Genomic DNA, 19332 nt, shown 5'->3' on the forward strand with positions numbered 1-19332 from the left:
ATGAAGAAGAACAACATGATGGTAATGGATCGGAAAAACAACGGCTACGAGCTGATGGGAAAGGGTATGTCGGTAGACGTCATGCGCGCCTATTGGAAGGGAAGCCCCTGGAAAGCGTTCCAGAGCTGCATCCGTGGTGTATGATTTGAGTTCTGCTTCGGTTGGGGAGAACCGATAGAAGCCCGGGGGGGCTGCCGTTGGGCAGCCCCCCCGGGCGGCTTTTATTATGTTGTGAGTGATTGGGACAAACCTTCCGTGTGAAGGAATGGGTAGGTTACGCTGCCGATGGTGATGGATTCCACCTGACTCAGATCAAAAGCCTGGGCAGGGGTGAAGCGGAAGACGTGGATGCCGTCCCTACTGGATCCGGGGTAGGGGCTCTTGCCAGGCCCCCAGGTTCCGGCATAGGGGTTGGGGATTTGAGCAATCAGTTCCGAGGTGCCGTCCCGGTAGTTCAGCCGGGCGTCTGCCAAGGCTTCCTCTACGCTGACCCACCAGCTGCCGCTGTATGTGTCTCTGACCAGATAACCCTCCAACTGCGGGGGCAGCGGTATGTCGGAACGCTGCTCCAGTTCCAGCAGAATCTCAGCGCCGGAGGCGGCCGTCCACTCCTCCAGAGTGGGGGTGCGCATCTCCAGTTCGATATAGCCCGCGCAGATGGAGATCTGATAGATGGTGCCCTCCTGGATATATTCGGAGAATTCCGGCTGGTCGGGCCGCAGCCCCCAGGCTTCCTTCATCTGCCGGGTGGTATTGACTACTGTAATGTCTGCCGGGCAGGTGAGGGTCTGGCTCTCAGTCACCGGTACCGTCACCGGGCCGTAAGCAGCGATGGGCTTGAAGTTATGGTTGAGGTTCATGCTCACCTCTACCTGCTCCAGTTCAGGGTCCTCCAAAGTCATGGATACCTTGACCAGAGAGGTTTGCGTATCGGGGTCGTAGCTGGCTTGCTCCAGATTGAGGGCGCTGCATCCCTCGAATCCGCCCCGGGGACCCCATTCATATTCCGGCGAGTTGTCCGCAAGAACCACACCCGCCTCCTGGGATACCGGAGAAGCCGCAATATAGGCATACAGTTGATTTCCGCTGCACATGGTTGCGACCAGGGTGGCCTGGGGCGCCGACTGGGTGCCGGTTTGGGGGGGAGTAGCATATTCAGTCCACTCTTCGATGGGGGCCTCTTTGGATATGCCCATATCTGCCCGAGCCGCGTCCCGCAGCGTCAGAACCACCGCAAAGGCAGTGAGGCAGCAAAGGGACGCGATGATTGCTGCTACCAGAAGTCCCCGGGTCAGATGGCGGGTTCTCCTGGTTCTATAGTTCTGTTTGAATCGTTTCATCGTCAACTCCTCAATCCTGGTGGGGGAGAGGGGTGTGGTATCTGTTAAGAGGATGCTGTCCTCCTGATAGTGATCCAGCAAATCAAAGATCTCACGTTTCAACAGCCTGCTCCCCCTTTCGTCAACGCTTCTTTGAGTTTTATGCGACCGCGCCTCAGCTTGGTTTTTATGGTGGATTCGTTCAGGGCCATATGAGCTGAGATCTCTTTGATTGATTGGGCGTAATAGTAATGCCGGAGAAAGATTTCCTTGTCCTCTGGGGGCAGTGCGTCCACCGCTTGGCGGACCAGGCGCCGCTCTTCGTCCTGTTCCATGGCCTCTGACAGGTCGTTTGAGGTTGGAATATCCATACTGTTTTCTTCCAGAGAAACAGTGCGGCCCATTTGACGGAGTTTATTTTTTGCCTTGTTTCTGGCGACGGTGCCCAACCAACCTTTGACATGACCAGCCCTCAAATCGGCAGACTGTTCCCATGCGGCAAGAAACACGTCGGAGACCACTTCCTCTGCGTCCTGCGGCGACATGGCATCCTGGAGGATGTTCCATACGATGACGGAAATATACGGCACATAAAGCTCCATCAGTGCTTTGAGGCCCGATGGGTCGCCGGTTTTTATTTTCTGCAAGATCATTGATTCTCTCATATATGGCCCCCAACTTGTGCGAAAGCAGCTTTCACTTATAATATCACATGGGTACTGCTTCTGGTTTCATCTGTGGGCCCCAGGGGCGTAAAAATAAAAAGAGATACGACATATATCGTATCTTTTTCAGAAAGCGGCGCTTATGCGCCGTACAAGTGTTTTGCGGATACAAAACCTAGGCGGAGGGGCAATTTACTTGCCCCGAGCATTTCGATATGAAAGGCTTCTGGCCACCATCGGGCGGCCAGAACAAAAAAGAAAGACATCTGCATGAAGCGGATGTCTTTCTTTTTTGGAACATCGAAACAGTATAGATGCCGCAGCTTCCAGGTTTGCACCCAAAACCAAATTACAACCCAGCGTTAGCGGTTGTAATTTGGAAAGGAGGAGCAGCGGCGTGAGCGCGCTCTGACTTATAAAATAAGTCGGAGCAAGCGATACAAAGCTTGCTCCGACGTGGAGCAGGTAAAGGGAATCGAACCCTCATATTCAGCTTGGGAAGCTGACGTTCTGCCACTGAACTATACCTGCAACGATTTGTTGACTTGAGCATTATAGCATACTGCCTGGTATTTGGCAAGGAAATTTTTGCGACGCCTTTCGCGGTGCGTCTCTGTGTAGTCTGAAAAAACACAAAAAACCTTGCAATCCTTTCCAATCCATGATATCATTTCTTAAACCAAAGGTATAATAACTGAAAGGGTATGGAAAGGTTGGAAGTACGATGAGTAAAAAACAGGCGCTGACTGAATTCCATCGGGGCTCCATCCTGGCTGCTGCCGAGCGGCTGTTTGCGGAAAAGGGCACCGAAAAGACCACCATGGATGACATTGCCCGGGAGGCTGAGTACAGCAAGGCGACTCTGTATGTCTATTTTCAGAGCAAGGAGGAGATCATCAACGCGATCCTCCTCAGTGGGATGGTGCTGTTGAAGAAAAAACTCCATGAGGCTATTGAGAGTCACAGCGATTGGTTCCAGGCCTATGATGCGGTATGCCAGGCGATCGTGCGTTTCTATGACGAAAACCCCACCGCATATGATGCCGCCACTGGAGCCATTCCTCTATCTCAGGATGGGGATACACTTCAGAAGGGAATGTCGGACATCCTGCGTGTCAGTGATGAGATTGAGCAGGAGTTGGCTGATTTTCTGGTGCGGGGTGCAGCGGACGGTGCCGTCCGTTCTCAGCTGCCTCCTGTAGAGACCGTGCTTCTCTTCTGGTCTGCGCTGTCTGGTATGGTTCATACTGCTGAACAGCGGGAGAATTACATCCAGAATACCTTGGGCCTGACTCGGGAGGAGTACCTTCAGCACGGCGCCCGGCTGCTGCTGGCCTCTCTGACCAAAGCGAATATGTAAGTACTGTATACAAATTGAACCCGGTCCGGATTTCCGGACCGGGTTCTCTGTTTTAACGATAGCAGATCTCGTGGCGCTTGGGGCCGGTGGAGACAATGGTGATGGGATACTCGATCTCCTGTTCCAGGAAGGTCACATAGTCCTTGGCCTGCTGAGGCAGGGCATCAAAGTCGGTAACGCCCCGGATATCGCACTTCCAGCCGGGCAGAGTGGTGTAGATTGGCTTGGCCTGATCCAGCAGGGCGGGTACCGGGAAGTCCCGGGTCACTTTACCGTTGATCTCGTAGCCGGTACATACCTTGATCTCATCCAGATAGCCCAGACAGTCAATGGCAGTGAGAGCTACCTGAGTGGTGCCCTGTACCATACAACCGTACCGGGTAGCCACGGTGTCAAACCAGCCCACCCGACGGGGACGGCCGGTGGTGGCGCCGTACTCGCCGGCGTCGCCGCCCCGGCGGCGCAGTTCCTCCGCCTCATCGCCGAAGAGCTCGCTGACAAAGGCACCGGCGCCCACGGCGGAAGAATAGGCCTTGGTTACAGTCACGATGTCGGAGAATGCCGTGGGAGGCACTCCGCCACCCACAGTACCGAAGCCGGCCAGCGTGTGGGAGGAAGTGGTCATGGGGCAGATGCCCAGGTTGGGGTCCTTCATGGAACCCAGCTGACCCTCCAGCAGCACCTGCTTGCCTTCCTTCAGGGCCTGGTGAACAAAGCTAACTGCATCACCCACGTAGGGCTCCAGAATCTTCTTATAGCCCATCAGTTCCTCAAACAGAGCCTTGGGTTCCAGAAGAGGCTTATGGTACAGGTGCTCCAGAAGAACGTTTTTCAGGGCGCAGATATGTTCCAGCTGAGCCTTGAGCCGATCCTCGTGCCACAGATCGGCCACCTGAATACCAATCTTGGCATATTTGTCGGAATAGAAGGGAGCGATGCCGGACTTGGTGGAGCCAAAGGCGGCGCCGGCCAGACGCTCCTCCTCGCAGCTATCCAGCAGCACATGGTAACTCATCAGAAGCTGAGCCCGCTGATCCACGATGATGTGGGGAGCGGGTACGCCGCCGTCCTCCAGATGCTTGAGTTCGGCGGCAAATTTCGTCACATCCAGGGCAACGCCATTGCCGATGATGTTGGTGGTGTGGGAATAGAACACACCGGAAGGCAGCTGATGCAGGGCAAATTTACCATAATCGCAGATGATGGTATGGCCCGCATTGGCACCGCCCTGAAAACGGATGACCACATCGGACTTTTCCGCCAGCAGATCGGTGATCTTGCCCTTGCCTTCGTCGCCCCAGTTGGCGCCTACGATTGCTTTCACCATGTCGGATTCCTCCTGCCGCGGGGATTCGCGCATTGGCCTTTTCCCGTCGGCAATCCATGGGGATATCATTCCCCTAATGGTATTATATTACGCTTTTACCTCTGAATCAAGGTAGAAAAAGAGAAAAAATGTCATAAAAGCATTGCCATCACCTTCCAAAATGCCGGGCTTTGTTGGAAAAGTAAAAAAAGAGGTTTACTTCCACACTTCACTTTGATAAAATAAGAAAAACGGGCGGCTTGGAAGCTGCCCTTCGGTTTCTGAAAGAGAATCATCAGGAGGTCAACTACTCTATGACGAAAAACGAAAAGCGGGAACACAGTGATCTGCTGTATGAAGCGATCCTCACCCTGAAGGACCTGGACGAGTGCCGGAAGTTCTTTTCCGACCTCTGTACGGTGGCGGAACTGCGGGCCATGGAACAGCGCTTTGAAGTGGCCATGCTGCTGTCCGAGGGCATGATCTACAATGACATTCTGGAGCGCACCGGCGCCTCCAGCGCCACTATCAGCCGGGTGAACCGGTCTTTGCAGTACGGTGCTGACGGATATCAGGCTGTGCTGCCCCGGATCAAGGAGAAGCAGAGCGGCAATGGCGTATGAATATCTGGCCGGCTGTTATGACCGTTTTACAGCCGACGTTCCCTACGCTGCCTGGGCCGACTATCTGGAGAAACACTTTGCCCGCAATAAGCTGCCCATCCATACCGTGCTGGACCTGGCCTGTGGTACTGGTACCCTGACCTGTGAACTGGCCCAGCGGGGCTACGAGATGATCGGTGCCGATCTGTCGGAGGAGATGCTGGCCCAGGCGGCCGAGAAGGCCCGGGACGTAGAGGGGATTCCTCCTATCTTTCTGCACCAGGCCATGGAGAAGCTGGACCTGTATGGTACCATCGATGCCTGTGTTTGCTGCCTGGACAGTGTAAACTATGTTACCCAGCCCAAAAAACTGGCGCGGGCCTTTCAGCGGGTCCATACCTTTTTGATGCCGGGAGGACTGTTCCTCTTTGATATCAATACCCCGGACAAGCTGAAAGGGCTGGACGGTCAGCTTTTTATGGATGAGGACGAGGATGCCTGCTGTATCTGGCGGGCGGAGTATTCTCCACGCCGGCGCATCTGTACCTACGGCTTCGATATCTTCTGTCAGGAGGAAAACGGGCTGTGGAGCCGGATGGAGGAGGTCCATGAGGAATACGCCTATGAGCCGGAGGAGTTGGAGCAGATGCTGCACCAGGCTGGTTTCCGGCAGATCAAGCAATATGGCGAACTGAAGATGCGCCGCCCCGGACCGGGGGAACAGCGCATCTTTTTCGCCGCACGAAAGGAATTTTAAACGTATGTCAGATTCGATCATTCGCGTTCTGGCCAAGGACGCTCCCGTCAAGGCCTCGGCCATTTCCGCCAAGGCCATGGTGGAGCGGGCCAGGCAGATCCACAAGACCCTGCCGGTGGCCACCGCAGCTCTGGGCCGCAGCCTGATGGCGGCTTCCATGATGGGTAACCAGCTGAAGGAGGAAAACGGCTCTGTCACCCTGCGGATCAAAGGCGATGGCCCTCTGGGTGGTATTACTGTGGTGTCCGACAGCGCCGGAAATGCCCGGGGCTATGTGGTCAACCCCCTGGTTGATCTGCCCTTGAAGGGCCCTGCCAAGCTGGATGTGGGCTCTGCTGTGGGCAAGGACGGCTCTCTTACTGTTATTAAGGACATGAACATGAAGGAGCCCTATGTGGGTACCATCCCTCTGATATCCGGTGAGATCGCCGAGGACATCACTTCTTATTTTGCGGAAAGTGAGCAGATTCCCTCCGCCTGTGCCTTGGGTGTACTGGTGGATGTGGACCAGAGTGTGCTGTGTGCCGGTGGTTATCTGATTCAGCTGCTGCCTGGTGCGGACGACAGCGTCATTACTGCGATTGAAGAGGGAATTGCCAAGGTGGGCCCCGTTAGCGAGGCTATGCGCAACGGTGAGAGTGCCCGCAGCCTGGTGGAGCGTGTTCTGTCTGCCTTTGACCTGGAGGTCCTCAGTGAGGAGCCGGTGGAGTACCGCTGTTATTGCAGCCGTGAGCGGGTGACCCGCGCCCTCATCAGTATGGGCAGGGAGGAACTGGAGGCCCTCATCAAAGAGCAGGGCAAGGCAGAGCTAACTTGTCAGTTTTGCGACAAGGTTTATAGCTTTACAGGTGAGGACCTGCAAGGCCTTTTAACCTCTCTATGATTTTTTGAAAAAAATCGAAAAAAGTTGTTGACAAGTGGGGGGCGTTCTTGTATAATAACTTTCGTCGCTTGGCCCGACAGCCAAACGAAACCAAAACAAGAACGAGGGAGCATAGCTCAGCTGGGAGAGCGCATGCCTTACAAGCATGATGTCACAGGTTCGAGCCCTGTTGTTCCCACCACTCCCTTTCTGGGAGCTCCCGTACCCCCTACCGTCTGGCGCGGTAGTTCAGTTGGTTAGAACGCCGGCCTGTCACGCCGGAGGTCGAGGGTTCAAGTCCCTTCCGCGTCGCCATTTTTTCGATGTGGATGGCTGAAGTTCATCCGGAGGATGAGGCAAAGGCCCCTCCCGCATCGTGATTTGCCTCTGTAGCTCAGTTGGTAGAGCAGGGGACTGAAAATCCCCGTGTCGCTGGTTCGATTCCGGCCGGAGGCACCACCGTTCCCGGTGGATACCGTATGGTATCCACCGGGGGCATCCTTAAAATTCAGGCATATGCGATTCGTTCCTTTCATAGGATGGAAGCAGATGCAGGTGTAGCTCATCTGGTAGAGCGCCACCTTGCCAAGGTGGAGGTAGCGAGTTCGAGCCTCGTCACCTGCTCCAAAAATGATAAAAGGAAGGTCTGCCCTTCCTTTTATCCATATGGCGACATAGCCAAGTGGTAAGGCAGAGCTCTGCAAAAGCTCCACCCCCAGTTCGAATCTGGGTGTCGCCTCCATAAAAATAACCACACCGTCAGGTGTGGTTATTTTTATGGAGCCCTGGGGAATTTAATTATGCTCGGCGGAAATGAATTCTGCCTGCGCCGAGGTTTTGGCCTGCGGCCAAAACATTCGTACGGTGCAAACGCGCCGCCCCGCCGTGCGGGGCCCCGGTCTTGTCCGCCATCTAAAGTGTTCGGACAAGACAAAAAGAAACACCAGCCGATAGGCTGGTGTTTCTTTTTTGGACGACTGCCCATGGGAACTGTGATTTTTTCTCCAGTATCTTGCCAGCCGGTAAAGACGGGGGTATACTGATGGCGAATGAATACGTCTGTACCAACGGACGAGAAGGAGAAAGAATATGGTAGAACAGATCTGCATACGTCCCATGGAGGAGAATCAAGTGGCTGCGGTATCGGCCCTCATTGGCAGGGTGTTGCTGGAGGTCAACATTCGGGACTATCCCCGCGAGGCTCTGATGGAGTTTGTGGAATATTACAATCCAGAAGGTGTGGCTGCCATCCCCAAATCAGGTGGACACAGCTATGTAGCCATGCTGGGTGATGAGCTGCTGGCCTGCGGCTCTGTGGCACCTATGGAGGAGCGGCCGGGGGAGTGCGAGATCAGGGCCCTGTTTGTACGGCCTGACTGGGAAGGTAAGGGTGTGGGCAGAAAATTGGTGCAGACCCTGGAGGCTGATCCGCTGTTCCGGGCTGCCAAGCGTGTGGCGGTTTCTGCTTCACTGACCTCCCATGAGTTTTATTTGAAACTGGGCTATCGCTACCAGGATGGGATCAAGGTCTGCGAGGACAATGACCACTACTGGATGGAGAAATTCAACTGAAAAAAGGCCTCCGGCCGGTTCAGATTTCCTGGCAGACTTTTCTGTTACATCAAGGGGGCGAAGAGCCGCAGCAGTGTCCGGCCCAGACCTAACTTCCTGCCCTGATAATCCTCCGTGACCTCCCGACACTGGGCAAAGGTATCCGCAAAATCCTTCCCCACCTCTTCCACCGCCTTGCAGTCATAGAGGAACACGCCGTTTTCAAAGTGGAGGTACAGGCTGCGGTAGTCCAGATTGATGGTACCCACTGCCGCCGTCTCCCCATCGCACAGCATCATCTTGGCGTGACAGAAGCCGGGGGTATACTCAAAGATCCGCACACCCCGGTCCGCCAGACATCCGTAGTAGGAACGAGTTGCTTTATAGACTAACTTTTTATCCGGGATACCGGGGGTAATGATCCGTACCTCCACCCCCCGCATGGCCGCCAGGGTCAACTCAGAGATGATTTCGTCATCCAAAATCAGGTAGGGCGTAATAACATATACATAGTCCTTGGCGTTTTTTACCATATTCAGGTAGACCGTCTCCCCCACCTGTTCGTTATCCAGGGGACTGTCCCCATAGGGGACCACCACGCACCGTTCCCTGGCCTGATAGTCCACTTTGGGCAGGTAAGGAGCAAAGTCCTTGTCGGTCTCCTTGATCCCGTTCCACATGGTCAGAAACATGACTGTCAGACTGGGCACCGCATCTCCCGTCAGCTTGACCCCCGTGTCCTTCCACCAACCAAAGGGATGCGTCAGGTTAAAATACTCGTCCGCCAGATTGTAACCGCCGGTAAAACCCACCTTGCCGTCAATGACGGTGATCTTTCGGTGATCCCGGTTGTTCATAAAAATATTGAGTACCGGTATCAGAGGATTGAACACCCGGCACTGGATACCCAGCTTTTCCATCCGCTTGATAAACGCCGGGCTGATAAAGCCCATGCTGCCCATGTCGTCGTACAGCAGCCGCACTTCCACCCCTTGCCGGACTTTCTCCGTCAAAATCTCCTTCAGGCCATGGAAGGATTGAGAGTCCTCAATGGCGTGGTACTCCATAAAGATAAAGTGCTCCGCCTGCCGCAGGGCCTGCTTCTGGGCCTCCAATCCCTCTTCCGCCGTGGCATAATACTCTACGTCGGTATTCTCATAGGCAGGAAACCCGGCCCGCCGGGAGAGGTAGCGCAGCTGATTGGCGATTCCCTTGTCCCGCTTCTCCATCCGGGCCAACACCGTCTCGCCGTCAGGCAAGAGGTCATGGGTCCGCTGCTGGAGGCGCTCAAACCGCCGGCGCATGACACGGGTACAGTTGGGACGTCCCAACATCAGATAGATACACAGGCCCATCACGGGGAAAAAGAGGATCAGAATGATCCAGGACGCCTTCATGGGTCCGGTCATCTGCTTGCCATAGAGATTGAGCACCACCAGAAAGGCCAGCACGCTGGTGATCAAAGAGACAACATAATAATAGTCGTTGAGCAGCAGCACCAGCCCTACGATCCAGGCTGCCTGGAGCAGTACGCTGAACGCCACAAACAGCGCTCGTCCCACGCTGTTTTTTACGGTTTTGGTTCGGCTGTTTTTCAATGCAGTCACCTCTTATTTAAAAAACTCTTCCTACAGCAAGTATAGCCTCTGCCACTCCGGAACGCAACCGCTTTGGGAGCGATTTCTTTCTTCTTCCACAACGGACTCCTTCCTTTTTTCGTCAAAGTTGTATAACAAGACAAAAATCCACCAGTGGCCTTGCCAAGCGTCAAAAAATCCGATATGATTCTACATGAAACAAAAAAGGGAGGTACGAGGATGTCATCACTGCACTGGTTTTACGCAAACTGGCGATCCATCCGCCGCACCAACCTGTCCAACCTCAGGGTCTGAATCTATCAGGGCATCCGTATACCGGATGCCCTGATTTATTTTTTCCAGCCCTGAAAAATTTTTAGGTACACAGGAGGGTCTTATGAGCAAAAAAGTCGCTGTTGTTATGGGTTCCGACTCCGATTTGGACACCATGCGCCCCTGCATCCAGCGTCTGCGTTCCTTTGGCATCCCCGCTGAGGTCCGCATCATCTCCGCCCACCGCACCCCCGCCGCCGCTGAGGAATTGGCTTCCCATGCCGCGGAAAATGGGTTTGGGGCCATCATTGCTGCCGCAGGCAAAGCCGCTCACCTGGCCGGCGTGCTGGCCGCTTACACCACGCTGCCTGTGATCGGCGTCCCCATCAAGACATCCATGATGGGCGGCCTGGACTCCCTGCTGTCCATGGTCCAGATGCCCAAGGGCATCCCCGTGGCCTGCGTGGCGGTGGATGGCGCTGACAACGCCGCCATCCTGGCCGCCCAGATGCTGGCTCTCTCCGATGAGGAGTTGACCCATAAATTGTCCCAGTTCAAGGCAGACATGGCCGCCGAAGTGGCCGCTAAAGACCAGAGAATTCAGGAGGAGATCTAATCATGGAAAAGAAGCTTGTTTACACCGGTAAGACCAAGGACGTATTTGCCCTGGATAACGGCCATTATCTGCTCAAGTTCAAAGACGACTGCACCGGCAAGGACGGCGTGTTCGATCCCGGTGAGAACTCCGTCGGTTTGACCATTGACGGTGTGGGTGACGTCAACCTGCGTATGTCCATTTATTTCTTTGAGAAAATCAATGCCGCCGGCATCAAGACCCACTATGTGTCCGCCGACCTGAAGGATACCACCATGGAAGTCCTGCCCGCCAAGGTGTTTGGCCAGGGACTTGAGGTCATCTGCCGCCACAAGGCCGTTGGCAGCTTCCTGCGCCGCTACGGTGAGTATGTCCAGGAGGGCGCCGATCTGCCCGCCTATGTGGAGACTACCTTCAAGAACGACGAGAAGGGCGATCCCCTGGTCACCAAGGACGGCCTGGTGGTGCTGGGCGTCATGACCGAAAAGCAGTACGACGATATCAAAAGCATGACCCAGAAGATCACCCAGATCGTGGCCGATGATCTGAAGGAGAAGGGGCTGGTTCTTTATGATATCAAGTTTGAGTTTGGCTATGACGCCAATGGCGACGTGATGCTCATCGACGAGGTGGCCTCCGGCAATATGCGCGTTTACAAGGACGGCCAGTATGTGGATCCCATGACTCTGTCCAAGCTCTTTTTTGCCTGAGATGGATACGAATGCAACTTCTGCGAGGTGTAACTAACAATGGGCGGTTTCTTCGGCACTATCTCCAGGCATGACTGTGTGATGGACGTGTTTTTCGGCACCGACTATCACTCCCATTTGGGTACCAAACGGGGCGGTATGGCGGTCTATGATCCTGAAAGCGGATTCCAGCGACAGATCCACAATATCGAAAACACGCCCTTCCGCACCAAGTTTGATAAGGATTTGGCGGACTTCAAGGGATGCGCCGCCATCGGCTGCATCAGCGATACCGATCCTCAGCCCTTGCTGGTCCGCTCCCATTTGGGCCTTTACGCCATCATTACCGTGGGCATCATCAACAATTCCGAGGCTCTGATCGAGCGGTATTTTTCCGACCACGGCCACCAGTTTATGGCCATGAGCTCTGGCAAGGTCAATACCACTGAACTGGCCGCCGCTCTCATCAATCAGTGTGACGACCTGGTTTCGGGTATCCGTCATGCCCAGGAGGAGATCGACGGCTCCTGCACCATGCTTCTTCTCACTCCTGATGCCATTATCGCCGCCCGGGACAAGCTGGGCCGGCTGCCGGTACTCATCGGACAAAATGAGGAAGGCTGCTGTGTCTCCTTCGAATCCTTTGCTTACCACAAACTGGGGTATACCGACGCCTATGAACTTGGTCCTGGCGAGATCATCCGGCTTACGGCAGAAGGTTGGAAAACTCTGGCTCCCGCCGGAGACAAAATGCGCATTTGTGCTTTCTTATGGACCTATTACGGCTATCCCAACTCCAACTACGAGGGAATGAATGTGGAGGTCATGCGCTACCGCAACGGTGAGATCATGGCCCGGGACGAGGTTCAGAAAGGCCAGCTGCCCAAGGTGGACTATGTGGCCGGCGTGCCTGACTCCGGCGTACCTCACGCCATCGGTTTTGCCAACCGCAGCGGAAAAGCCTTTGCCCGGCCCTTTGTCAAGTACACCCCCACCTGGCCCCGCTCCTTCATGCCCGCCAATCAGGCAGCCCGCAATCAGGTGGCCAAAATGAAGCAGATCCCCGTACCTGAGCTCATTGAAGGTAAAAAACTTTTGTTTGTGGACGACTCTATCGTCCGGGGTACCCAACTGAGGGAGACGGTGGAGTTTCTCTACGAATCGGGCGCGGAAGAGGTCCATATGCGTTCTGCCTGCCCGCCCATCATGTACGGCTGCAAGTATCTGAATTTCTCCCGCAGCAACTCTGACATGGAACTGTTGGCCCGGCGCACCATTCAGGAGCTGGAGGGAGACGAAGGCCAACAGCATCTGGAGGAATATGCCGACGCATCCACCCAGCGAGGCCAGTGTATGCTTAAGGCGATCTGTCAGAAATTGGGTTTTGATTCTCTGGGATATCAGTCCCTGGAGGGTCTGCTGGAAGCCATCGGTATTGACCGGGACAAGATCTGTACCTACTGCTGGACAGGAAAGGAATGACCGACATGAAAAACTCTCACTCCGAGTCCTACGCCGCCGCCGGCGTGGATGTCACCGCCGGCTATGAGTCGGTAGAGCGCATCAAGCCCATGGTGGAATCCACCTATATCCCCGGTGTAATGGGTACCCTGGGCGGCTTCGGCGGCCTGTTTGCACCCGACATGGCGGGCATGAAAAAGCCGGTGCTGGTGTCCGGCACCGACGGCGTGGGCACCAAGCTGCGGCTGGCCCAGCTGATGGACAAGCATGACACCATTGGTATCGACTGTGTGGCCATGTGTGTTAATGATATCATCTGCGGCGGCGCCGCACCCCTCTTCTTCCTGGACTACATTGCCTGCGGCAAAAACGATCCCGCCCGCATCGCCGACATCGTGGCCGGTATCACCGAGGGCTGCCGCCAGGCTGGCTGCGCTCTGGTGGGCGGCGAGACCGCCGAGCATCCCGGCCTGATGGCGGAGGACGACTATGACGTGGCCGGCTTCTCTGTGGGCATCGTGGATGAGGAGAAGATCATCGCCGGTAAGGACCTGGCCGCAGGCGACACTCTCATTGGTCTGGCCTCCACCGGCGTCCACTCCAATGGCTTCTCCCTGGTGCGCAAGGTGCTGGACGTGGAGCACGCCGACCTGACCTCCCCCATGGAGGAGCTGGGCGGCAAAAGCCTGGGTGAGACCCTGCTCACCCCCACACGCATCTATGTCAAGGCGATCCTGGCCCTGCTGAAAGGCGGGATCGACGTTCATGCCATCAGCCATATCACCGGCGGTGGCTTCTACGAGAACGTGCCCCGTATGATGACCGATGGTCTCACCGCCCGTATCGATCTGAGCACTTTCCCCCGCCTGCCCATTTTCGACCTCATCGAAAAGAAGGGCGGCATCCCCCAGCGGGATATGTACAACACCTTCAACATGGGCATCGGCATGATCCTGGCCCTTCCCGCCGCTCAGGCAGAGCAGGCTATGGAGCTGCTGAGCCAGGCCGGCGAGCAGGCCTACGTCATCGGCTCCGTGGTTAGCGGCGACGCCGGGGTGGAACTGGTATGACGAGGATCGCCGTACTGGTCTCCGGCGGCGGGACCAACCTCCAGGCCCTTATCGGCGCCCGGGACCGGGGTGAGCTGGGCGGCGGTGAGCTGGCCGCCGTTATCTCCTCCAAAGCCGGCACCTATGCCCTGGGGCGGGCCAAAAACGCCGGTATCCCCGGCTATGTGGTAGCCCGGAAGGACTACGACTCCAACCGGGCCATGACCCGGGCTCTGGTATCCAAGCTGAAGGAACTGGATATTGATCTGGTTGTGCTGGCCGGCTTCATGCACATCCTGACTGAGGAAATGGTACAGGCCTATCCCAATGCCATCCTCAACGTCCATCCCGCCCTCATCCCATCCTTCTGCGGGGCGGGCTATTATGGCCTCCACGTCCACGAGAAGGCCCTGGCCTACGGCGTGAAGGTCACCGGCGCCACCGTCCACTTCGTCAATGAGGAGCCCGACGGCGGTCCCATCGTTCTTCAGAAGGCGGTGGATATCCTGCCTGGCGACACCCCCGAGGTACTTCAGCGCCGGGTCATGGAGCAGGCCGAGTGGCATATTCTGCCCCAGGCTGTCTCCCTGTTCTGTGAAGGACGCCTCCAAGTCGATGGGAGGACCGTCCATATCTCGTAAGGAGGGATATGAGAATGAGTGATCTGCGCATCCTTGCACTCGTTATCAGCGGCGGCTTTTTGTTTCTGGGTGGGATCATGTTCGGCGGAGATCTGGGCCTCGCCCTGATGCTCCTCGGCGCCATCCCCCTGCTGATCCCCTTTGTCCTGGCGTGCTTTCACCTGTTCCGCTGGCTCACTACTCCTTACTCCGACCAAGACAAGGAATCCAAATAAAGGAGTCTTTCTATGAAAACGCTGGATTTGACTGAACTGCTGCGCTCCAATCCCTATCCCGGCCGCGGCATCGTGCTGGGCCGCTCCGCCGACGATGCCAAGGCGGTCATTGCCTACTTTATCATGGGCCGCAGCGAGAACTCCCGCAACCGTGTGTTTGTGGAGACCCCCGACGGCATCCGCACCCAGGCCTTCGACCCCTCCAAGATGACCGATCCCTCTCTCATCATCTACAACCCGGTCCGGGTGTTCGGCTCTTCCACCATCGTCACCAACGGCGACCAGACAGACACCATCCGTGAGGGTCTGGCCGCAGGCAAGACCTTCTCTCAGGCCCTCCACACTCGTACCTTTGAGCCGGACGAGCCCAACTACACCCCCCGCATCTCCGGCCTTGTGAAGAAGGACGGCGACTATGTGCTCTCCATCCTGAAGAGCGCCGACGGTGATCCCGCCGCCTGCCGCCGCTATTTCTATGCCTATGAGAAGCCCCTGGCCGGTCAGGGCCACTTCATCCATACCTACATGGGTGACGGCAATCCCCTGCCCTCCTTCGAGGGTGAGCCGGAGCAGATCACCATCACCAGTGAGACTCCCGAGGAATTTGCCCAGCTGATCTGGTGCAGCCTCAATGAGGAGAACAAGGTCTCCCTTTTTGTGCGCTATATCGACATCATGACCGGCAGCTGGGAGACCGTTATCCTCAACAAGCATCAGTAAGAAGGAGGAAGCACAGAACATGACCGAACTGGAGCTGAAATACGGCTGCAATCCCAACCAAAAGCCCGCCCGCATCTTTATGGAATCCGGCGAGCTGCCCATCAAGGTGCTTAACGGCAAGCCTGGCTACATCAACTTTCTGGATGCGCTGAACTCCTGGCAGCTGGTCAAGGAGCTGAAGGAGGCCACCGGCCTGCCTGCTGCCGCCTCCTTCAAGCACGTCTCCCCCGCGGGCGCCGCTGTGGGTACTCCCCTTACCGACGTGGAGAAGAAGATCTACTTTGCCGAGGATATGGATTTGTCCCCCATCGCCTGCGCCTATGTGAAGGCCCGGGGTGCCGACCGGCTGTGCTCCTACGGCGACTGGGCCGCCCTGTCCGACGTGTGCGACGCCCAGACCGCCCGCTACCTGGCTCTGGAGGTGTCCGACGGCGTCATCGCCCCCGGCTACACCGAGGAGGCCCTGGCCATCCTCAAGACCAAGCGCAAGGGCGGCTACAACGTGGTGGAGATCGACCCCAACTACGTTCCCAAGGCCATCGAGCACAAGGATGTGTTCGGCATCACCTTTGAGCAGGGCCGCAACAACTATGAAATCAACACCGACCTGCTGAACAACATCGTCACCGACAGCAAAGAGCTGCCCGGGCACGCCAAGCGGGATATGCTCATTTCCCTCATCACCCTGAAGTACACCCAGTCCAACTCCGTGTGCTATGTGAAGGATGGCCAGGCCATCGGTGTGGGCGCCGGTCAGCAGAGCCGCATCCACTGCACCCGTCTGGCTGGCTCCAAGGCGGACAACTGGCTGCTGCGCCAGCATCCCAAGGTACTGGGCCTCCAGTTTGTGGACGGCATCCGCCGCCCCGACCGGGACAACGCCATCGACGTGTACATCTCTGACGAGTATGAGGATGTGCTGGCCGAGGGCGTGTGGCAGAATACCTTCAAGGTACGCCCTGAGGTACTTACCACTGAAGAGAAAAAGGCCTGGATTGCCACCCAGTCCGGCGTCACCGTTGGCTCCGACGCCTTCTTCCCCTTCGGCGACAATGTGGAGCGGGCCCGCAAGTCCGGCGTGTCCTATATCGTACAGCCCGGCGGCTCCATCCGGGACGACCACGTCATTGCCACCTGCAACAAGTACGGCATTGTCATGGCCTTTACCGGGATGCGGCTGTTCCACCATTAAAAGGCGCATCGCCTTTCTGCGGAAAGGCTGTCGCTTCGCTCCCATATGCGCCTTCCAGGGGGAACCAGTTCCCCCTGGATACGCGGCTTTGCCGCGATACCCCCTCCGCTCTCCGAGGGGACCATACTGGGAGTCATACTCACTGAACCGGTCCCCGGAGGGGACTCCAAACACTAACGAGAAACGAGGTATATCACAATGAAAGTTCTCGTCGTAGGCGGAGGCGGGCGGGAGCACGCCATCTGTTGGAAGCTCTCCCAGAGCCCCCATGTCACCCGGCTCTACTGCGCCCCCGGCAACGGCGGCATTGAATCCATCGCCCAGTGCGTTCCCATCGCCGCCACCGACGTGGACGGCATGGTCAAGTGGGCCAAGAGCCACGCCATGGATTTTGTGGTGGTCGCCCCCGATGATCCCCTGGCTCTGGGCATGGTAGACGCCATGGAGGCGGCGGGCATTCCCGCCTTTGGTCCCACGGCGGACGCCGCCATCATTGAGGCCAGCAAGATCTTCTCCAAGAACCTGATGAAGAAGTACAACATCCCCACCGCCCAATATGAGACCTTCACCGACATGGACGCCGCTCTGGCCTATGTGGAAGCTCAGGGCACCCCCATCGTGGTCAAGGCCGACGGTCTGGCCCTGGGTAAGGGCGTGATTGTGGCCCAGACCGTGGAAGAGGCCAAGGAGGCCGTCCGCTCCATGATGAGCGATCACCGCTTCGGTGAGGCCGGCGCCAAGGTCGTCATCGAGGAGTGCATGACCGGCCCCGAGGTCACCGTGCTGGCCTTCTGCGATGGAGAACATCTTTTGTGTATGCCCTCCTCCCAGGACCACAAGCGGGCCTATGACGGCAACCTGGGCCCCAACACCGGCGGCATGGGCGCCATCTCCCCCTCCCCCAACTACACCGGTGCCGTAGCTGTCCGGTGTATGCGGGAGATCTTCCTGCCCACTGTAGCGGCACTGAAGGCGGAGGGCCGTCCATTTAAGGGCGTCATCTACTTCGGCCTCATGATTACATCTGATGGCCCCAAGGTGGTGGAGTACAACGCCCGCTTTGGCGATCCCGAGTGTCAGGCCGTCCTCTCCCTGCTGGACTCCGACCTGATGGAAATCTTCGCCGCCTGCCGGGAGGGCACACTCAACCAGTTGGATATCCGCTGGAAGCCCGGTGCAGCCTGCTGCCTGGTACTGGCCTCCGGCGGCTACCCCGGCAGCTATCAGAAGGGATATCCCATTACCGGTCTGGAGGAAGCCGGTGAGGCTGCCGTGGTATTCCATGCCGGTACTAAACTGGACGATAACGGCGACATTGTTACCAACGGCGGCCGTGTTCTGGGCGTCACCGCCGTGGGCGATACTCTGGACCAGGCCATTGATGGAGCCTACGCCTCCGCCAAGCACATCCACTTCCAGGATATACACTTCCGCACCGACATTGGTCGGGTATAAACGCCATAAAAAGGCCTCCGGCCGGGAAATTGAACAGGTCCAGTAAAATCGGACAATAGAGAAAAGCCCTCCTAATGTAGGAAAATAAAACTACATTAGGGGGGCTTGCTATGTCCGGGAAAAAAGGAATGAAAAAGTATCCGGTAGGGATAAGAGAAGAAGTGGTATCACGAATCCGCGGAGGAGAAAGCCAGCGTGCTTTGTGCCGGGAGTATGGGATCAGTTGGCGGGCCACTCAGTGTTGGCTAAAGGAACCGGTCCTTCCAAAGACACGAGGGCGTAAACCTGCAAAAACACTGGCAGAGTACAAGTATGATAACAAACGGCTAAAGATGGAAAACGAGCTATTACGGGATTTTCTGCGCCCCACAGAAAGGAAGTGAGGCCAAGGGCAAAATATGCCGTGATCTACCGGCACAGAAATGAATATCCAGTATCCGTCATGTGTCACTTCTTTCAAGTATCCCGAAGCGGATACGATGATTTCGTCCATCGCCTGGGCAGGTCGGAGAAAGACGCGGCCCTTGCAAAAATCATTGCGGAACAGAGGGAGCACAGCTTTCGCACATATGGCTACCGCAGGATGTGGATGGTGCTGAAGAAGCGAGTCATTCACCGCAATCCCAAGACCATCCTTCGTATCATAGAGAAATACGGTTTGCTTTTGGAAATCTGCTGCCGCAGAAAGTGGCAACAGATGGGGCGGAAGTTCCACAGCGACCAGGGGTTCCAGTACACCTTGTGAGCATACTTTAACCTGACAAAATCTTATGGCATTAAGCCCTCCGTGTCAAGACGAGGAACGCCGTATGACAACGCTATTGCATAAAATTTCTTTTGCATTCTCAAGACAGAGCGTATCTGCCGCCATAAACCGGCTTCATTCTGCGAAGCCTATGAGATGCTTGACCACTATATCTATTTTTACAACCACGAGAGCATTCAGCTAAAAACTGGAGTGGCGCCGCTCACGCTGCGTCAATCCGCTTAAAACTTCATATTTCCCTACATAGAGGCCTTTTTGTGCTGTCCGCACAATCTGG

The 19332-nt window shown here is 56.3% G+C and carries 21 protein-coding genes and 6 tRNA genes; 22 read left to right on the forward strand and 5 right to left on the reverse strand.

What is annotated here, in order from left to right; translation table 11 throughout:
* Positions 1 to 144 (forward strand): hypothetical protein, encoded by a 144-nt coding sequence (locus tag WHJ28_RS05365; protein ID WP_340040397.1) that lies wholly within the window; start codon positions 1 to 3, stop codon positions 142 to 144.
* 80 nt (positions 145 to 224) lie between these two features.
* On the opposite strand, the gene WHJ28_RS05370 is transcribed toward WHJ28_RS05365, so the two are convergent.
* The 3 genes from WHJ28_RS05370 to WHJ28_RS05380 all read right to left on the reverse strand — a co-directional run bounded on the left by WHJ28_RS05370 (position 225) and on the right by WHJ28_RS05380 (position 2515).
* Positions 225 to 1442, reverse strand: a complete 1218-nt coding sequence (locus WHJ28_RS05370; protein WP_340040398.1) for a hypothetical protein — start codon at positions 1440 to 1442, stop codon at positions 225 to 227.
* Positions 1439 to 1972: an RNA polymerase sigma factor gene (locus WHJ28_RS05375; protein WP_340040399.1), complete on the reverse strand. Its 534-nt coding sequence runs from the start codon at positions 1970 to 1972 to the stop codon at positions 1439 to 1441. Before WHJ28_RS05375 ends, WHJ28_RS05370 begins: the two co-directional genes overlap by 4 nt.
* A 469-nt stretch (positions 1973 to 2441) precedes the next feature.
* Positions 2442 to 2515: transfer RNA gene (locus WHJ28_RS05380), tRNA-Gly, on the reverse strand.
* A gap of 193 nt (positions 2516 to 2708) precedes the next feature.
* On the opposite strand from WHJ28_RS05380, the gene WHJ28_RS05385 reads away from it, so the two are divergent.
* Complete coding sequence (locus WHJ28_RS05385; RefSeq protein ID WP_340040400.1) at positions 2709 to 3344, forward strand: TetR/AcrR family transcriptional regulator; 636 nt, start codon at positions 2709 to 2711, stop codon at positions 3342 to 3344.
* A gap of 52 nt (positions 3345 to 3396) precedes the next feature.
* On the opposite strand, the gene WHJ28_RS05390 is transcribed toward WHJ28_RS05385, so the two are convergent.
* Positions 3397 to 4671 carry an adenylosuccinate synthase gene (locus WHJ28_RS05390; RefSeq protein WP_340040402.1) on the reverse strand — a complete coding sequence of 425 codons (1275 nt, stop codon included), beginning with the start codon at positions 4669 to 4671 and terminating at the stop codon, positions 3397 to 3399.
* A 293-nt stretch (positions 4672 to 4964) separates the two neighbouring features.
* Here WHJ28_RS05390 and WHJ28_RS05395 point away from each other — a divergent pair, with 293 nt between their 5' ends.
* From WHJ28_RS05395 to WHJ28_RS05435, 9 genes are all read left to right on the forward strand, one after another.
* On the forward strand, positions 4965 to 5273 hold the full coding sequence (locus WHJ28_RS05395; protein ID WP_087189093.1) for a YerC/YecD family TrpR-related protein: 309 nt from the start codon (positions 4965 to 4967) through the stop codon (positions 5271 to 5273).
* The gene (locus WHJ28_RS05400; protein ID WP_340040405.1) at positions 5263 to 6009 is read left to right on the forward strand and encodes a class I SAM-dependent DNA methyltransferase; all 747 of its coding nucleotides are present in this window, start codon (positions 5263 to 5265) and stop codon (positions 6007 to 6009) included. The genes WHJ28_RS05395 and WHJ28_RS05400 overlap by 11 nt, the downstream gene beginning before the upstream one ends.
* A 4-nt stretch (positions 6010 to 6013) precedes the next feature.
* Positions 6014 to 6892 (forward strand): Hsp33 family molecular chaperone HslO, encoded by an 879-nt coding sequence (gene hslO / locus WHJ28_RS05405; RefSeq protein ID WP_340040407.1) that lies wholly within the window; start codon positions 6014 to 6016, stop codon positions 6890 to 6892.
* Between the two features lie 105 nt (positions 6893 to 6997).
* Positions 6998 to 7073, forward strand: a tRNA-Val gene (locus WHJ28_RS05410).
* Between the two features lie 36 nt (positions 7074 to 7109).
* Positions 7110 to 7186 (forward strand) — tRNA-Asp (locus tag WHJ28_RS05415).
* A 68-nt stretch (positions 7187 to 7254) separates the two neighbouring features.
* A tRNA-Phe gene (locus tag WHJ28_RS05420) sits at positions 7255 to 7330 on the forward strand.
* Between the two features lie 92 nt (positions 7331 to 7422).
* A tRNA-Gly gene (locus tag WHJ28_RS05425) sits at positions 7423 to 7498 on the forward strand.
* A gap of 41 nt (positions 7499 to 7539) precedes the next feature.
* Positions 7540 to 7613 (forward strand) — tRNA-Cys (locus WHJ28_RS05430).
* Between the two features lie 347 nt (positions 7614 to 7960).
* A complete protein-coding gene (locus WHJ28_RS05435; RefSeq protein WP_340040409.1) occupies positions 7961 to 8443 on the forward strand; it encodes a GNAT family N-acetyltransferase in 483 nt (160 codons plus the stop codon).
* A gap of 44 nt (positions 8444 to 8487) precedes the next feature.
* Here the strand turns inward: WHJ28_RS05435 and cls are convergent, their stop codons facing one another.
* Complete coding sequence (gene cls, locus WHJ28_RS05440) at positions 8488 to 10020, reverse strand: cardiolipin synthase (RefSeq protein ID WP_340040410.1); 1533 nt, start codon at positions 10018 to 10020, stop codon at positions 8488 to 8490.
* Between the two features lie 376 nt (positions 10021 to 10396).
* On the opposite strand from cls, the gene purE reads away from it, so the two are divergent.
* The 11 genes from purE to WHJ28_RS16490 all read left to right on the forward strand — a co-directional run bounded on the left by purE (position 10397) and on the right by WHJ28_RS16490 (position 19280).
* Positions 10397 to 10888: a 5-(carboxyamino)imidazole ribonucleotide mutase gene (gene purE / locus WHJ28_RS05445; protein ID WP_340040411.1), complete on the forward strand. Its 492-nt coding sequence runs from the start codon at positions 10397 to 10399 to the stop codon at positions 10886 to 10888.
* A gap of 2 nt (positions 10889 to 10890) precedes the next feature.
* Entirely contained in the window at positions 10891 to 11577 is a 687-nt protein-coding gene (locus WHJ28_RS05450; protein WP_340040412.1) for a phosphoribosylaminoimidazolesuccinocarboxamide synthase, read from the forward strand.
* 39 nt (positions 11578 to 11616) lie between these two features.
* Positions 11617 to 13038, forward strand: a complete 1422-nt coding sequence (locus WHJ28_RS05455) for an amidophosphoribosyltransferase (protein ID WP_340040414.1) — start codon at positions 11617 to 11619, stop codon at positions 13036 to 13038.
* A 5-nt stretch (positions 13039 to 13043) separates the two neighbouring features.
* A complete protein-coding gene (gene purM / locus WHJ28_RS05460; RefSeq protein WP_340040416.1) occupies positions 13044 to 14087 on the forward strand; it encodes a phosphoribosylformylglycinamidine cyclo-ligase in 1044 nt (347 codons plus the stop codon).
* On the forward strand, positions 14084 to 14707 hold the full coding sequence (gene purN, locus WHJ28_RS05465; RefSeq protein ID WP_340040418.1) for a phosphoribosylglycinamide formyltransferase: 624 nt from the start codon (positions 14084 to 14086) through the stop codon (positions 14705 to 14707). Before purM ends, purN begins: the two co-directional genes overlap by 4 nt.
* A 14-nt stretch (positions 14708 to 14721) precedes the next feature.
* A complete protein-coding gene (locus WHJ28_RS05470) occupies positions 14722 to 14922 on the forward strand; it encodes a hypothetical protein (protein ID WP_340040419.1) in 201 nt (66 codons plus the stop codon).
* Between the two features lie 12 nt (positions 14923 to 14934).
* On the forward strand, positions 14935 to 15642 hold the full coding sequence (locus WHJ28_RS05475; RefSeq protein WP_340040421.1) for an IMP cyclohydrolase: 708 nt from the start codon (positions 14935 to 14937) through the stop codon (positions 15640 to 15642).
* 19 nt (positions 15643 to 15661) lie between these two features.
* Positions 15662 to 16834, forward strand: a complete 1173-nt coding sequence (locus WHJ28_RS05480) for a phosphoribosylaminoimidazolecarboxamide formyltransferase (protein ID WP_340040423.1) — start codon at positions 15662 to 15664, stop codon at positions 16832 to 16834.
* A gap of 198 nt (positions 16835 to 17032) precedes the next feature.
* Positions 17033 to 18289, forward strand: coding sequence for a phosphoribosylamine--glycine ligase (gene purD, locus WHJ28_RS05485; protein ID WP_340040425.1), 1257 nt, complete (start codon positions 17033 to 17035; stop codon positions 18287 to 18289).
* A gap of 442 nt (positions 18290 to 18731) precedes the next feature.
* Positions 18732 to 19034 carry an IS3 family transposase gene (locus tag WHJ28_RS05490; protein WP_340040442.1) on the forward strand — a complete coding sequence of 101 codons (303 nt, stop codon included), beginning with the start codon at positions 18732 to 18734 and terminating at the stop codon, positions 19032 to 19034.
* A gap of 96 nt (positions 19035 to 19130) precedes the next feature.
* The gene (locus tag WHJ28_RS16490) at positions 19131 to 19280 is read left to right on the forward strand and encodes a hypothetical protein (RefSeq protein ID WP_425461102.1); all 150 of its coding nucleotides are present in this window, start codon (positions 19131 to 19133) and stop codon (positions 19278 to 19280) included.
* Positions 19281 to 19332 lie beyond the last annotated feature (52 nt).

Source organism: Flavonifractor porci, from assembly GCF_037572415.1.
Classification (GTDB): domain Bacteria; phylum Bacillota; class Clostridia; order Oscillospirales; family Oscillospiraceae; genus Flavonifractor; species Flavonifractor porci.

Coding starts and splice junctions, on each gene's coding strand:
- WHJ28_RS05390 (WP_340040402.1), bottom strand. CDS start 4,671: ATGGTGAAAGCAATCGTAGGCGCCAACTGGGGCGACGAAGGCAAGGGC.
- WHJ28_RS05365 (WP_340040397.1), top strand. CDS start 1: ATGAAGAAGAACAACATGATGGTAATGGATCGGAAAAACAACGGCTAC.
- WHJ28_RS05435 (WP_340040409.1), top strand. CDS start 7,961: ATGGTAGAACAGATCTGCATACGTCCCATGGAGGAGAATCAAGTGGCT.
- purE (WP_340040411.1), top strand. CDS start 10,397: ATGAGCAAAAAAGTCGCTGTTGTTATGGGTTCCGACTCCGATTTGGAC.
- WHJ28_RS05470 (WP_340040419.1), top strand. CDS start 14,722: ATGAGTGATCTGCGCATCCTTGCACTCGTTATCAGCGGCGGCTTTTTG.
- purD (WP_340040425.1), top strand. CDS start 17,033: ATGAAAGTTCTCGTCGTAGGCGGAGGCGGGCGGGAGCACGCCATCTGT.
- WHJ28_RS05455 (WP_340040414.1), top strand. CDS start 11,617: ATGGGCGGTTTCTTCGGCACTATCTCCAGGCATGACTGTGTGATGGAC.
- WHJ28_RS05480 (WP_340040423.1), top strand. CDS start 15,662: ATGACCGAACTGGAGCTGAAATACGGCTGCAATCCCAACCAAAAGCCC.
- WHJ28_RS05490 (WP_340040442.1), top strand. CDS start 18,732: ATGTGTCACTTCTTTCAAGTATCCCGAAGCGGATACGATGATTTCGTC.
- WHJ28_RS05375 (WP_340040399.1), bottom strand. CDS start 1,972: ATGATCTTGCAGAAAATAAAAACCGGCGACCCATCGGGCCTCAAAGCA.
- hslO (WP_340040407.1), top strand. CDS start 6,014: ATGTCAGATTCGATCATTCGCGTTCTGGCCAAGGACGCTCCCGTCAAG.
- WHJ28_RS05395 (WP_087189093.1), top strand. CDS start 4,965: ATGACGAAAAACGAAAAGCGGGAACACAGTGATCTGCTGTATGAAGCG.
- purM (WP_340040416.1), top strand. CDS start 13,044: ATGAAAAACTCTCACTCCGAGTCCTACGCCGCCGCCGGCGTGGATGTC.
- purN (WP_340040418.1), top strand. CDS start 14,084: ATGACGAGGATCGCCGTACTGGTCTCCGGCGGCGGGACCAACCTCCAG.
- WHJ28_RS05400 (WP_340040405.1), top strand. CDS start 5,263: ATGGCGTATGAATATCTGGCCGGCTGTTATGACCGTTTTACAGCCGAC.
- WHJ28_RS05475 (WP_340040421.1), top strand. CDS start 14,935: ATGAAAACGCTGGATTTGACTGAACTGCTGCGCTCCAATCCCTATCCC.
- WHJ28_RS05385 (WP_340040400.1), top strand. CDS start 2,709: ATGAGTAAAAAACAGGCGCTGACTGAATTCCATCGGGGCTCCATCCTG.
- WHJ28_RS05450 (WP_340040412.1), top strand. CDS start 10,891: ATGGAAAAGAAGCTTGTTTACACCGGTAAGACCAAGGACGTATTTGCC.